Annotated in this window: 13 protein-coding genes; 2 read left to right on the forward strand and 11 right to left on the reverse strand. The window is 62.7% G+C overall.

What is annotated here, in order from left to right:
- Positions 1-8: 8 nt before the first annotated feature.
- The 4 genes from ACTQ1E_RS03070 to tmk form a co-directional block, all read right to left on the reverse strand.
- On the reverse strand, positions 9-767 hold the full coding sequence (locus ACTQ1E_RS03070) for a ComF family protein (RefSeq protein WP_441564665.1): 759 nt from the start codon (positions 765-767) through the stop codon (positions 9-11).
- Positions 768-917: 150 nt separating this feature from the next.
- Positions 918-2,612: a PSP1 domain-containing protein gene (locus tag ACTQ1E_RS03075; protein ID WP_441564667.1), complete on the reverse strand. Its 1,695-nt coding sequence runs from the start codon at positions 2,610-2,612 to the stop codon at positions 918-920.
- Entirely contained in the window at positions 2,603-3,730 is a 1,128-nt protein-coding gene (locus ACTQ1E_RS03080; RefSeq protein ID WP_427794013.1) for an ATP-binding protein, read from the reverse strand. Before ACTQ1E_RS03080 ends, ACTQ1E_RS03075 begins: the two co-directional genes overlap by 10 nt.
- 1 nt (position 3,731) lies before the next feature.
- Entirely contained in the window at positions 3,732-4,415 is a 684-nt protein-coding gene (gene tmk, locus ACTQ1E_RS03085; protein ID WP_441564669.1) for a dTMP kinase, read from the reverse strand.
- 296 nt (positions 4,416-4,711) lie between these two features.
- Here tmk and ACTQ1E_RS03090 point away from each other — a divergent pair, with 296 nt between their 5' ends.
- Positions 4,712-5,698: a zinc-ribbon domain-containing protein gene (locus ACTQ1E_RS03090; protein ID WP_441564671.1), complete on the forward strand. Its 987-nt coding sequence runs from the start codon at positions 4,712-4,714 to the stop codon at positions 5,696-5,698.
- 144 nt (positions 5,699-5,842) lie between these two features.
- Here the strand turns inward: ACTQ1E_RS03090 and ACTQ1E_RS03095 are convergent, their stop codons facing one another.
- The 7 genes from ACTQ1E_RS03095 to ACTQ1E_RS03125 form a co-directional block, all read right to left on the reverse strand.
- A complete protein-coding gene (locus ACTQ1E_RS03095; protein ID WP_441564673.1) occupies positions 5,843-8,437 on the reverse strand; it encodes a DNA topoisomerase I in 2,595 nt (864 codons plus the stop codon).
- A gap of 54 nt (positions 8,438-8,491) precedes the next feature.
- The gene (gene hypB, locus ACTQ1E_RS03100) at positions 8,492-9,175 is read right to left on the reverse strand and encodes a hydrogenase nickel incorporation protein HypB (protein WP_441564675.1); all 684 of its coding nucleotides are present in this window, start codon (positions 9,173-9,175) and stop codon (positions 8,492-8,494) included.
- Between the two features lie 54 nt (positions 9,176-9,229).
- Positions 9,230-9,586 (reverse strand): hydrogenase maturation nickel metallochaperone HypA, encoded by a 357-nt coding sequence (hypA, locus tag ACTQ1E_RS03105; RefSeq protein ID WP_441564677.1) that lies wholly within the window; start codon positions 9,584-9,586, stop codon positions 9,230-9,232.
- A 6-nt stretch (positions 9,587-9,592) separates the two neighbouring features.
- Complete coding sequence (tatC, locus tag ACTQ1E_RS03110) at positions 9,593-10,387, reverse strand: twin-arginine translocase subunit TatC (RefSeq protein WP_193221504.1); 795 nt, start codon at positions 10,385-10,387, stop codon at positions 9,593-9,595.
- The gene (locus tag ACTQ1E_RS03115; protein ID WP_193221503.1) at positions 10,387-10,959 is read right to left on the reverse strand and encodes a twin-arginine translocase TatA/TatE family subunit; all 573 of its coding nucleotides are present in this window, start codon (positions 10,957-10,959) and stop codon (positions 10,387-10,389) included. The genes tatC and ACTQ1E_RS03115 overlap by 1 nt, the downstream gene beginning before the upstream one ends.
- 153 nt (positions 10,960-11,112) lie before the next feature.
- Entirely contained in the window at positions 11,113-11,427 is a 315-nt protein-coding gene (locus ACTQ1E_RS03120) for an STAS domain-containing protein (protein ID WP_154515032.1), read from the reverse strand.
- Positions 11,428-11,493: 66 nt separating this feature from the next.
- Entirely contained in the window at positions 11,494-12,798 is a 1,305-nt protein-coding gene (locus ACTQ1E_RS03125) for an aminotransferase class I/II-fold pyridoxal phosphate-dependent enzyme (RefSeq protein WP_441564679.1), read from the reverse strand.
- A 158-nt stretch (positions 12,799-12,956) separates the two neighbouring features.
- Here ACTQ1E_RS03125 and ACTQ1E_RS03130 point away from each other — a divergent pair, with 158 nt between their 5' ends.
- Positions 12,957-13,211: a hypothetical protein gene (locus ACTQ1E_RS03130; RefSeq protein WP_152068465.1), complete on the forward strand. Its 255-nt coding sequence runs from the start codon at positions 12,957-12,959 to the stop codon at positions 13,209-13,211.
- Positions 13,212-13,231: the final 20 nt, after the last annotated feature.

The raw sequence follows: 13,231 nt of genomic DNA on the forward strand, positions 1-13,231 counted from the left end.
AATCACCCCTACCAAACGCGTGCGATAGCGAGGCCATCGACGGCTTTGGCGCCGGCGCGCTTAAGCTCCGCCGAGGCCGCTGCCATTGTTGCGCCCGTGGTAATGACATCGTCGATGAGCAGCAGACGGCAGCCACGTACATCCTCGACCGTCTCGTACATGTCCCGGGCATGTTCCCGGCGCTCGGCGCGACCGAGTTCGCGCTGGTCGCCATGACCGTATTTGACCAAGGCGTCCAGCAATGGCACGCCCGAAAGATCGCAAAACGAGCGAGAGATTGCTTCCATGTGATCAAATCCACGCCGCCGATACGCCGCCGCAGTCGCGGGCACAAATACCACCGCGTCGGCACCGGACAGCACGCCGCCGTAACGGTCGGGGGCTGCTACCTGGGCATGCAGGGCGGTGTCGTAGAGCAGCTCTGCCAGATACGGTGCCAGACGGCGCTCGCCCGCATCCTTGTATGCCTTGATGATGCGCGGCAACGGATGTGCATAGACAGCGCACGCCAGGCAGCGATCGAGGGCCTTAGCCACCGCCGAAGACGCACCCTCGACCGAGCACTCGGTACACAGCAGGTCTCCAAACGGAGCGCCGCACCTCGTGCAGCTGTGGCGCGGATCGACAAGCGTGAGCGACGCCAGGCACTCCCGACAAATAAGCGCACCGGCACGCTCGCAACCGGCGCATCGCGTGGGCGAAAGAACCTCGAGTGCCTCATGCGCCGCGCGCTCGGCAAACGGTAGCAATTCATCCGCAAACGGCAAGATGCCGGCACTCCGTAAGCGGCTCAAACCATTCAGATAGTTATTTATGACAAAACCCTCCCTACGCTTGGGCGAAGGGAGGGTTGTCGATTCAGTGCCATGATACCCCGTTGCACTTGGGGTCAGACAAGTCGAATCCGCTTGCGGGCGCTATTCGCCGGCAGGCGGTTGCGGTGTGGACGAGGTGTGGGTCGAGCCTTCGCCACCATCCTGGCGCGGCTTGCGGGAACGGCGACGGCGGCGGCGCTTCTGACTCTGGTCGGCCGAACCCTCGCCGCTGCGATCCTCACGCGGTTCGCGCTCGTCGCGAGCACCGCCGCGCGAAGCCTTGGCGGCAGCTCCTCCGCCATCGCCGGGGCGACGGCGCGTGACCTTGACTTCACCATCCGAAACCTGATCGGCCACAGAAGGAACCGAGGGTTTCTGCTGCGTGCCCGAGGAATGGCGACGGCGCGGACGCGGCGCGCGCTCCTCCTCGCCACGTGGCCTGCCAGCCTTGTCGGCAGGCGCGTCGGAGGCCGAGGCACCCTTGGGAGCGGCACCGGCCTCACGAGCGGCTGCGGCGCGGAAGGCATCCTCGCGCTCCTCGCTCGACAGGTGGCGGCGACGACGGCGCGTGGGGTTCATGCCGCCGCCGCGGTTTTGCTGCTGGGGCTGCTGAGCCTCGCGCTCGCGAGAGGCGTTCTTGCCCGCGGTCTCGCCGTTGTCGACGGACGCCGCGCGCTTGCGGCGACGACGGCCGCCGGCCGCCTCCTCGGCCTCGGACGCCTCGGCCTTGCCGCGGCCCTTTCCGCGGCCACGACCCTCGCCCTGGCCCTGACCGGCACAAGCATCGGATTCGGCATCGCGACGACGGCGCTTGGGCATCGACGTGCCGGCCAGACGGTCGGCACTCGACAGGCCATCGCCCACGTCGACGCCGTTCTCGCGATCGAGCTCCATGAGCGCCAGGCGCATCTCGGGCGACTCGATGCGCTCGAGCACATCTCGCGTCACGCAGTCGGGACGGCAGCTGCAGCCCTGCTCGGCGGCCTTCTTTTTGCAGCCCTCCGAGCACGTCATATCGGCCAGGTTGACCTTAAAGACTTTACCGTTCTCCAGGCGCAGCACCAGCTGCTCACGTGGCGTGTCATATTCCTGGATACGCGCCTTGCCGAGCGGCGTATCGATGAGCGTCTTCTTTTTGGGCGCACGGCTCTTAAAGTCCTTGTACGCCTCGAACTCATAGCGCAGGCAGCACATCAGGCGGCCGCACACGCCGCTGATCTTAGACGAATTGAGCGGCAGGTCCTGCTCTTTTGCCATGCGAATCGAGACGGGCTCAAACTGTCCGCCAAAGCGCGTGCAGCAGAGCTCCTGTCCGCATTGGGCATAGCCGCCCACCAAGCGAGTCTCGTCACGCACGCCAATCTGGCGCATGTCAACGCGAATGTGCAGCGTCGAGGACAGGTCCTTGACGAGCTGACGAAAATCGACGCGCTCCTCGGCCGCAAAGTAGAACACGGCTTTCTCGCCGCCAAACAGGTATTCGACACCCACCGGCTTCATCTCGAGGTCGAGATCTTTGACCAGACGGCGGAAATCGACCATGGCCTCATCGCCCTGGATGGCCAGGTCGTCGGCAAGCTGCAGGTCGATATCGCTCGCCACACGCAGCACGGGCTTGAGCGGCTGACCGATCTCGTCTTGCGGCACCTCGAAGGGATCGGCCGTGACCAGGCCGATCTCGGTTCCGCGCTCGGTGGAGCAAATGGCATAATCGGCCTCGAGGATATCCAGATCCTGCGGGTCAAACCACAGGTCGCGCGAGGCGTAGGTAAACTTAACGGGTACGACTAACGGCATTTCAGTGCCTTCCTGATATCGAACAGCATGACCTCGATGGCCAGCTGGGGAGTAACGTTTCTGGCAATGTTGCGCTCGGCGGTCGCGACCGCCTCGAGCGCCCGGGTGGCACCCGCAACATTCGTCGCGGCGGCAAGCCGCCCGATCGTGTCGCGCACGTCCTCGTTCACAATGTCTGCCGCCTCATCCTGAAGCGTCAGCAGCACGTCGCGCATGAGCGTCCGCGCGCTCGCCAGCGCTTCCATGATACCCGAACGCTCGCGCGCGTTGAGTTCGCGCTTGTTGCGGTCCTCAAGCTGCTTCAATGCTCCACGCGACAGATAATCGGCGTTTTGCTCGAGCACCTTTTCCTGCGTGGACTTGACCTCGGCGAGCGGAGCCTTAACGGCGACGATGAGCGACTTGGCGCGGCTGAGTACATCGGCCTCGTCGGCGGCGATGAGCGAATCGATGGCGCGGATCATCTGGCGGCGAGCATCCTGGCGCTCGGCGCTCTTAAGGAACTCGATGCCGCGCGTGGGGCTCCCCGCCACGGCGACCGCCATGCGACAGCGTGCGAGATCCTGGCCCGTCGCGCGGCTCACGGCCTTCGTGGCCACGGCGGGCGACACCAGCCGAAACGGCACGCACTGGCAGCGGCTCACGATGGTGGGCAACATCACGTCTGCCGAGGTGCCCAGCAAGATAAACATAACGCCCTCGGGCGGCTCCTCGAGCGTCTTGAGCAGTGCGTTGGCGGTGTTGGCGCGCAGCTGCTCGGCACGGTCGATGATGTAGACCTTGGCCTTGGCACGGATGGGCGCCAGCGGCACGTCGTCGAGCAGCTCGCGGGTCTGGGCGATGAGGTAGCCCGTGGCGCTCTCGGGCGTGTAATAGTGCACGTCGGGGTGCGTATGGCGGGCGACACGCACACAGCTATCGCATGAGCCGCAGCCGTCCTGCTCGCACAGGAAGGCTTGGGCGAGCGCCCAGGCGGCATCGAGCTTGCCGGCACCGGGAGCGCCCAAAAACAGGTAGGCGTGCGATGCGCGGCCGCTGGCGACGGCGTTGGTCAAAAAATCGCGTACGCGCTCTTGGGTGTCGAGCTTGGCCAGCAGGCTTGCCTGAGCGGGGGCCATGTTACTCGGCCTCCTGGGCAAGCGTGGCGGTGACGGCGTCCTGGGAAATGTCGAGACCGTACGCGCGAACCTGCTCGACCGTCTGCGTGAAGACGTCCTCGATGGAAGCGGTGGCGTCGATGAGCTTCACGCGATCTGGCTCCTCGGCGGCAATGGCACTAAATCCCTGGTAAACGCGCACCTGGAACGCCATGCCCTTGGCCTCCATGCGGTCGACCGCACCACGGGCGGACATGCGCAGCGCCGCCTGCTCGGGCGTGATGTGATAGACGAGCGTGAGCGCCGGGTGCGTCCCCGCGACAGCAAGGTTGTTGGCGTCGCGCACCATCTGGCGATCGAGGCCGTCGGCAAACGCCTGGTAGCAGGTCGTGGAATCATAGAAGCGGTCACACAGGACCACTTTGCCGGCCGCAAGGGCGGGAGCTATGACCTCGTGCACCAGCTGGGCGCGTGCGGCCTCGTAGAGCAGCAGCTCGCAGGTATCCCCCATCGCCGTATTGGCGGGGTCGAGCAGCAGGGCACGGATCTTTTCACTAATGGCGGTACCACCCGGCTCACGCAGGGTCACGACCTGGTAGCCAGCGAGCTCGAGCGCACGGGCCAGCAGGCGCGCCTGCGTGGACTTACCGGCACCATCGACGCCCTCGAGCGTGATAAAGCTATGTTGAGCGGGCTCAAAAGCCATGGGCGCAGCCCCTTCCTACAAGGCGCGTAAATGCAGATATATCAACCAAATCATGATACCCCAGGGGCAGGCGCACCCCAAATCCAACCTAGTCATTGGGGACGTTCTTAATTGACTGGTCGTTTAAGAACGTCCCCAATGACTAAAGGTACCTTTCCAAAGTTGCGGTGAAATAGGGACTGCCTGAAGCTCTAAGACCGCCAAATAGTCCCTATTTCACCGCAACTTATGATGGGGAATTTTGGATGCTTGGTATAATCGTCGTATGGCATTGAAATGTGGCGAAAGGAGTGGCAATGTCTCGGTATTGCGCCTCGTGCGGCAAGCTTCTTGCAGATAATGCCAAGTTCTGCACCTCGTGCGGTGCACCCGTTGAGCAAAAAGCCGCGAGCGATAGCCAGCCCGCTTTTGAGCAGACCGGGCCCCTTGATACGCCGCAAGCCAAGGCAGACGATCCCCTCGCTTATCGCCCCGACCCCGCCGCAAGCCCCGCGGCCGTCGAGACCACGCAGTGCATACCCGTCGCGAGCGGCTCGCCCCAACAGCAGCCGGCTCCCGCATACGCGCCTGCTTCGTCACAGACCCCCGCTCCCAAAAAGAGCGGCACCGGGGCGCTTGTCGCCGTTATCGTTGCGCTGGTGGCAATCATCATCGCCCTGGTCATCTTCTTTGTGATCAAACCGTTCGACAACTCTGCCACGCAGACGACTGCCGAGGTTACCAAGCTGCACCACGATGTTGACGATGATGACCTCAAGCCTCTCGGCGACCCCAATAGCCTTTACGACGATGACGATGACGATGAGGACGAGGCTGGCGGCGAAGCAACCCTCTCCGAGCAGAACCTCTACCGTCGCCTGAGCGAATACTACGACCTGCTCGAGGACCTCGATAGCCAAGTCCGCGCCTGCGCGCAGGACTTCAATGGTAGTTATCTGGAAGAAGATCGCACCACCCGTCAAAATCTCGCCGACGTCGCCGAGCGCACGGAGGAGACCATCGAGCAGTATTACGATATCGTCGAGGACCTGGACGTCCCCGTGAGCTCCAAGAACTACCACTCCTGGAAAGACATCATTGCCCTGTATGACGACCTTGATCACCGCATCGACGCGATCTGCGATGCCTGGGAGATCAGTCTAAAGTACGCAAAGCCCTCGGACCATAAGGACGAAATCGTGGCGCCGCTGGCACGCGACAACGAGCCGGGAACCAGCAGCAACAAGTATCGCTTGGACTTTGAGGACCGCTATCCCAGCGCCAAACCCGTCGAGGTGAACTAGCGTTTTGTCGTTCCCGAGCTGGCAGTTGGGGACGTTCCTAAACTGCCGGCAGAAAAGGAACGTCCCCAACCGCCGAACAAAAAACGGGCGAGGATCATGGGACCCTCGCCCGTTTTTGTTTTGGGCAATGTTTCGGCTGCGCCGTTACTTGCTGGCGGCCGCCTTCTTTGTGGTCGTCTTTTTCGCGGCAGCCTTCTTGGCAGTCGACTTCTTGGCGGTCGAAGTCTTCTTTGCCGCCGTGGCCTTCTTTGCCGTGCTCGCCTTAGTCGTGGTCTTGCGGCCGCGGGCGGGCTTCTTCTCCTTGGTCGGGCAGTCCATGTTGACGCAGATGCGCCACGGACCGCGCGCCGTGTTGACCACCACGATGGGGGCGCCGCACTCGGGGCAGGTCTCACCCGTCGCCTCGAGCTTACCGCGCGCCGGCAGAGGATAGCTCACGCCGCAGTCATCGTAGTTGGTGCAGCGGATAAAGCGCTTGCCGCTCTTCTCGCTCTTGTGCGCGATCAGGTCGCCATGGCGTCCGGCCTCGGCGCACACCTTGCACTCGCCCACCTTAAGGTCGGGCTCGTAGTTGGTGGGGCACGTCGGGTTCACGCAGATCTCGAAGGCCTTCTGGCGGAACGGCTGGCACTTAATGCGCGGCGCGCCGCATTCGGAGCACACGGCGGCCTCGCCCTCGAGCGGGCTCACCTTGACACCGCTCGGCACCGGATAGGTCACGTCGCAGTCGGGCCAGCCCATGCAGCCGATAAAGCTGCCGCGGGTCTTGGCGCTCGTCTTCATAACCAGGTCCTTGCCGCACTTGGGGCAGGCGCCCACGCGCGCATCGGCCGTGACGGCGTCGCTGATGGCGTCGCCCAGCTCCTGCGTATGTTTGAGCAGCTCGTCGAGTACGCCGGCCAGCAGCGCGCGCGAGTGCGTCACGACATGCTCTTCGGTGTCCTCGCCGCGCTCCACGCGGGTCATATCGCCGTCAAGCTCGCTGGTCATATCGGGGCTCGTGATGCGCGGGGCAAACTGCGACAGTGCATCGATGATGGCGATGCCCAGCTGGCTCGGCTCCACGGGATCGTTTTTGAGGTAGCGCACGGCATACAGGCGCTCGATGATGCTCGCACGCGTGGACTTGGTGCCCAGGCCGCGCTTTTCCATCTCCTGCACGAGCTTGCCCTGGCTGTAGCGAGCGGGCGGCTCGGTCTGCTTGGCCTCGAGCTTAATGTCGAACACGTCGACCGTATCGCCCTGCTCAAGCGGCGGCATCTGTTCATCGCGCTTAAGGCCGTACGGATAGGCCTCGCGGAAACCCGGGATCACGAGCACGTCGCCCGAGGCCACGAACGGCTCGCCGTTCACGTCGAGCTCAAGCTTGGTGTTCTCGATGGTGGCAGGGCCCATAAGCGTCGCCAGGAAGCGGCGGGCGATGAGGTCGTAGAGCTTGCGCTGGCCGCCGTCGAGCGTGGACGGATCGCCCTCGCCCGTGGGGTAGATAGGCGGGTGGTCGGTGGTCTCGACCTTGCCGCGCGTGGGCTTCATGGGGCCGGCGAGCACCTTTTTGCACACGGGCGCCAACGCCGGGTTGATCTTTGCCAGGTCGCTTACCACGGCGCCCAGATCGAGCGTCGCGGGGTACACGGTGTTGTCGACACGCGGATAGCTGATGAGACCCGCCATGTAGAGGGACTCGGCGATGCGCATGGTGCGTGCGGGCGAGATGCCCTCGGCCGCAGCGGCAGCCTGCAGCGAGGTGGTCGCAAACGGCGTGGGCGGCTGCTGCTTGCGCGAGCGCTTGGTCACCGCGGCGACGGTTGCCGTCTTGGCACCGTCAACGTGACCGTACGCCGTCTCAGCAGCATCCTTGTCGGTAAAACGCGCCGTCTTGTGCGCGATCTTAAAGCGGTCGTCCTCGGTAGCAGCCTGCGCGGCAGCCATGCCGCGAATCTGCCAGTAGTCCTCGGGCACAAACGCCATGCGCTCGCGCTCGCGCTCGACCACCAAGGCGAGCGTCGGGGTCTGTACGCGGCCGGCAGAACGCACGTTGCCAAAGCCGCCAAACTTGGCGAGCGTCAGGTAGCGCGTGAGCACCGCACCCCAAATGAGGTCGATGTGCTGACGACTCTCGCCGGCATCGGCCAGGTTCTGGTCGAGCGAGACGAGGTTATCAAAGGCCTGCGTGATCTCGGCCTTGGTAAACGAAGAATACTGGGCGCGGGCAACCGGCAAGTCGGGCGCAACCTCGCGCACCTTGTTGAGGGCGTCCGAACCAATCAGCTCGCCCTCGCGATCGAAGTCCGTAGCGATGATGACGCTGTCGGACTTCTTGGCAAGGTTCTTGAGCGAGCGAATGAGTTCTTTCTCGGCCGGCAGCTTGATAACGGGCGCCCAGGTAAGGTAGGGCAGGCTCTCGAGCTTCCAGCCTTTGATGGAGATACCGTCGGCAAGGAACGGTTTGCGCTTGGTGTCATAGGGCGGACGCGCCAGGCCATCGGGTATGTCGGCCGGCAGCATCTCGCCGTCCTCGGTGACCGAATACCAACCCAGCTTTTTATCGAACAGCACGCTGTCGCAAAAATCGGGCGCAAGGATGTGACCGGCAAGGCCGATTGTCACGCACTCCTCGCCCTTCCACTCAAAACGGTAGATGGCGGTGTTGTACACCTTGTCCTTTTTGGGCTTGCCCGTGGAAAGACGCTCGGCAATCTGACGCGCGGCGTCGTTTTTCTCGGCGATGATGAGCTTCAAAAGAGGCTCCTATCTCGTGTGTCTGCGGCTGCGCCCGCACGTACGACGGCCGACTTACGCCCTTGTTTGTTCGATCTGCCCGATGAGCCAATCGCACCAGGCATCCATGCCCTCGCCCTTGCGTGCGCTCACGGCAAACCGCGGCGCCTGCGGATTGAGGTCATCGAGTGTCTTAGTATACCTATCCATGTCAAAATCGAAAGCCGGGGCCACATCGACCTTGTTGAGCAGCTGTGCGCTAGCGTGCTGGAAGATGCCCGGGTACTTAATGGGCTTGTCGTCGCCCTCGGGCACCGAGAGAATCATGATGGACAGGTTCTCGCCCAGGTCAAAGTCGACCGGACAGACCAGATTGCCCACGTTTTCGATAAAGATAACATCGATGTTTTGAAGGCCCACTGCCTGGTCGAACGCGTCAACGGCCTCCATGATCATGTTGCCCTCGAGGTGGCACAGACCGCCCGTGTTGATCTGAATGGCGGGCATGCCGGCTTCCTTCATGGTGATGGCGTCGACATCCGAGGCGATATCGCCCTCGATGACGGCACAGCACAGGCCGGCTTTGTCGCGCAGGCGCTCGTTGGTGCCCAGAATCGTGGTGGTCTTACCAGAGCCGGGACTCGACAGCACATTGATCACATAGGTGCCTGTCTCTTTGAATCGCTGGCGCAGCTGATCTGCCAGGCGCTCATTGCGCGACAGAATCGGCGATGCGATATCAATAGTTTTCTCGGCCATACTCGGCACTCCTTACTTCTACCATTTATACCCCGTCCCCAAATGGCAGGCTGGTTAATTGTCGGGGGTTTCGATCTCGATGCTGGCGATGTCGAGCTCGCGGCCGTGCAGCAGGCGCACGTTGGTGCCGCCACACTGAGGACAGCGGCAATGGAAGCGGTCGTGCTCAAAGACCTCGCGGCAGTCCAGGCACTCGCTTTGTGGATGGACTTCCTCCACGGCAAGCTCGCAGCCGCGCGTGAGCATGTCCTCGTCGCGAAACGTCTCCCACGCAAAGTCGAGCGCCTCACGCACAACTTCGGTCATATCCCCAATGCGCAGCGTTACCAAAACAGCGCGCGAGGCCCCCGCCCCACGCGCCGCGCAAATCACTGTATCGAGTATGCCGTTGACAATGCCAACCTCGTGCATACGGATTTACTCCTCGTCGTCCTCGTCGTCGTTCGAGAACAGATCCAGACGGCTCACAAACAAGCCTTCCTTGCCATCGCGCGCGGTAATGACCACGCGGGCGATGGCGAGCGAAATCTCGTAGAGCGAGAGCAGGGCACCATACATGAGACCCAGCGTAACGGGCGAGCCGTCGGGCGTAATCACAGCCGAGCCCGCAAGCAGGCCAACGTATACGTAACGCCAGGCACCGCGGAAGGCCGCATAGGACACGATATGGAAGACAGACAGGTAGAAGATGATGAGCGGCAGCTCAAACGCCACACCAAAGCCGATCATAAAGAGCAGCTCCATGTTGACGTAGTTCTCCAGATCGGGCAGCGCCGTAGCGACGGCCGAGGTTTCGCCGATGAGCCACTCAAAGCCCGCAGGGATGATGATGAAGTAGCAAAAGATTGCGCCCAGGAAGAACAGCACCGTCGAGGCGAGTACCGTGGGCACAACCCACTTGCGCTCGTTGGGGCGAAGCGCCGGCAGGAAAAACGCCAGAATCTGCCAAATGATCATAGGCGTGCACATGACAACGGCCATCTTGAGAGCCAGCGAAAAGCGCAGACCAAAGCCGCCGAGCGTGGTGGTGATGTAGAACTTACCGTCCGGCACAAAGGAGCGGATGGGGTCTTCCAGGATGTCGAGCACCACGGGCGTGGCGAAATACAGCACGATGGCGGCGGCAAAGACTGACACGACCACGATGGTCAGGCGACGACGGAGCTCACCCAGATGATCGAAGAGCGGCATGCGCGCAGGTCCGATAGGCATTACTCATCGCCTCCCTTCGGGGCATGGGCGGCAGCGGCGTCGTCCTCGGCCTCGAGCTCGCGAGCGAGCTGGTCGACGACGGCCTTGCGCTTGCGGGGACGACGGGCGTAGAGGTCAGCCGTCGTGGGCTCTGCCGGCTCGGGCTCGGGCTCCGGCTCTGCAGCAGGCTCGGGCTCGACGGCGGCAGCGGCAGACTCGGCGCCCTCAGCCTCACCAGCAGCACCTTCGTCCTCGGCAGCACCCTCACTCGCGGCCTTCTCGGCGGCAAGGCGGGCACGGCGCTCGGCAAAGGTCTCCTTCTTTGCGGGCGCGGCCGTCTCGACGGCATCCTCGTCCGCATCGGAATCGTCATCGACGGCAGCCTTCTTGGGCTTGACCGGAGCCGAAGCGGCCTCGCTTACCGGATCGATAATCTCGGACTGAACAACAGCCGTCATCTTTTCCTGCGTCTCGCGGAACTGACGGATGGCACGGCCGATCGTGCGGCCCATCTGCGGGAGCTTATCCGGGCCAAACAGCAAAAAGCCGAAGACCACGATGATCGCGAGCTCACCCTCTCCAATACCAAACACACATACCTCCAAGGCTCGATGTGAGTCGAGCCCGCACCGCGCCATTCGGCCGGAACTCGTCTATTCATTCGGTCAAGTATAGCGCCCGGACGTCAAAACATCCGAGCGCATCACAAACATATACCAAACGGCACGCCCTTTTTGGGGCAGGGCTTATGCCGCCGTAATTGAAATCTCCTGGTCGACACCCAGCAACTGAACCACGCGCATCACCGGGGGCTGCACGTTGACGCAGCCAAACCGCTTGTCGTGATCGGCTGCGTGGTGCGCGGCGCCCACAAGTACGCCAATACCTGTCGAGTCGATATAGCTCACCTGGGCAAAGTCGAGCTCAACGGCCTCGGTGGGCTGCTCGAGCGCCAAGTCGATGGCGTTACGCAAGCTGTCGGCGTTAGAGATATCAATCTCACCGGTCACCCTGATGGTGTAGAGCTCCGGCGTGGGGTTGGTGGAAATACCCAAATCCATGTATACGCTCCTTTGCGTATCGAGAGTGCGGATGGTACTGGACGCGGATTTGCGGGGCCCTACGCGTTAGGCGCGCTCGGCACGAGCAAGCTCGGCAGCGACAAGCTTGACGGCCAGCACCAGCACGTCGAGTGCGGCCTCCAGGTCCTCGACCGTGGGATAACTCGGCGCGATGCGGATGTTGGTGTCGCGCGGATCCTTGCCATAAGGCCAGGTGGCACCTGCCGGCGTGAGCTTGACACCCAGGTCGGCGCAAAGCGCGGCGACCTTTTGGGCCGAGCCCTCGGGGCCATCAAAGCTCACAAAGTAGCCGCCGCGGGGATGCGTCCAAGTAGCGCAACCCGTATCGCCCAGGCCCTCAGTGAGCTTGCGCTCGACGGCCTCAAAGCGCGGACGCAAGAACTCGGCATGCTTTTTCATGTGCTCCTTGACCGCCTCGATGGTGGGAAGGAAGCGCACGTGGCGAAGCTGGTTGAGCTTGTCGGCGCTGATAAGACCGGCCTTCAGGCGCTTGGAGAACTCCGCGATGACCGCGGGACTCGCACCGATAAAGCCGATGCCCGCGCCCGGGAAGGTGATCTTGGACGTCGAGGCGAATGCCACCACGCGGTCCTCGGTACCCGCCGCGCGGGCAAGATCGAAGATGTTGGCGAGCTCGTCGGTCTCGTCGTACAGGTCGTGCACGCAGTAGGCGTTGTCCCAAAAGATGCGAAAATCGGGCGCGGCCGTGGGCATCTCGACCAAGCGGCGCACGGTGTCCTCGCTAAAGGTGATGCCCGTGGGGTTGGAATACTTGGGCACGCACCAGATGCCCTTGATGGAGTCGTCGGCGGCAACCAGGCGCTCTACCTCGTCCATGTCGGGGCCGCTGCCGGTCATCGCGACGGGGACGTTCTCGATACCCAGGTCGGCGGTGATGCCAAAATGACGGTCGTAGCCGGGAACCGGGCACAGGAACTTGACCTTCTTACCGTCGTGCGCGGCCTCATAAGCCTCCCAAGGCTCGCTGCCGCACGAGCCGCAGCGCCAGAACATACCGGCGATATCGTGCTCGATCAAAAGGCTCGACGAACCCAGTACGAGCGTCTGATCGGCGGGGCAACCCAGGAACTCCCCCGCCAGCTTGCGTGCCGAGGGAATGCCCTCAAAGCAGCCGTAGTTGGAGCAGTCGACGTTACCGTCGTGCAGATCGGCGTCGGCATTGAGGATATCGAGCATGGGGCGCGAGATGTCCACCTGGGAGAGCGACGGCTTGCCGCGCGCCATGTCGAGCGCCAGGCCCTTGGCCTTGACCTCGGCAACCTCGGCTTTGAGCGCCTCGATGGCGGCATCGAGTTCGGTGGTTTCCATCTTCTGGTAGATCGTCTGCATGGGTGCGACCTTTCGCAAAGCGGGACGTTGCAGTTTGTCTAAGTATAGACCGCTACCGCCGCAACGGTATGAAGCCGTGATAGATTAAGTCCATCGCAATGAATTACGATATCCACCGTATGACCCGTATAGCCGCATGGCACATCCAAGGAGGCAGTATGGAATACGGCTCTTTTCAGGCCGAGGAGTTCGGAGACCTGCAGCGTCTGGTCGACGGCTTGTTTTATGACCGTAAGGCCATTGACCGCCTGGATCTAATCGTTCAGGCGGAGATCTTGGACCTGGCGCCCGATCTCATGGAAATCGTGAATCTTTTGCCGCCCGGCTACTACGACCGCCAATCGCTTTGCGACCAGCTTAACTCGGCCCTTGCCGCCCACGGCTGGGGCGCCGTCTACGGCACCGTGGAATAAAAATGGCAAATAAATGAAAT

The sequence above is a fragment of the Collinsella sp. LCP21S3_C7 genome, from assembly GCF_052118485.1.
Classification (GTDB): Bacteria; Actinomycetota; Coriobacteriia; order Coriobacteriales; family Coriobacteriaceae; genus Collinsella.

Excerpts from the sequence above, each read along its gene's own strand:
- ACTQ1E_RS03075 (WP_441564667.1), bottom strand. The coding sequence starts at position 2,612 with ATGCCGTTAGTCGTACCCGTTAAGTTTACCTACGCCTCGCGCGACCTG.
- ACTQ1E_RS03125 (WP_441564679.1), bottom strand. The coding sequence starts at position 12,798 with ATGCAGACGATCTACCAGAAGATGGAAACCACCGAACTCGATGCCGCC.
- tatC (WP_193221504.1), bottom strand. The coding sequence starts at position 10,387 with ATGCCTATCGGACCTGCGCGCATGCCGCTCTTCGATCATCTGGGTGAG.
- hypB (WP_441564675.1), bottom strand. The coding sequence starts at position 9,175 with ATGGCCGAGAAAACTATTGATATCGCATCGCCGATTCTGTCGCGCAAT.
- tmk (WP_441564669.1), bottom strand. The coding sequence starts at position 4,415 with ATGGCTTTTGAGCCCGCTCAACATAGCTTTATCACGCTCGAGGGCGTC.
- ACTQ1E_RS03080 (WP_427794013.1), bottom strand. The coding sequence starts at position 3,730 with ATGGCCCCCGCTCAGGCAAGCCTGCTGGCCAAGCTCGACACCCAAGAG.
- hypA (WP_441564677.1), bottom strand. The coding sequence starts at position 9,586 with ATGCACGAGGTTGGCATTGTCAACGGCATACTCGATACAGTGATTTGC.
- ACTQ1E_RS03130 (WP_152068465.1), top strand. The coding sequence starts at position 12,957 with ATGGAATACGGCTCTTTTCAGGCCGAGGAGTTCGGAGACCTGCAGCGT.
- ACTQ1E_RS03090 (WP_441564671.1), top strand. The coding sequence starts at position 4,712 with ATGTCTCGGTATTGCGCCTCGTGCGGCAAGCTTCTTGCAGATAATGCC.
- ACTQ1E_RS03120 (WP_154515032.1), bottom strand. The coding sequence starts at position 11,427 with ATGGATTTGGGTATTTCCACCAACCCCACGCCGGAGCTCTACACCATC.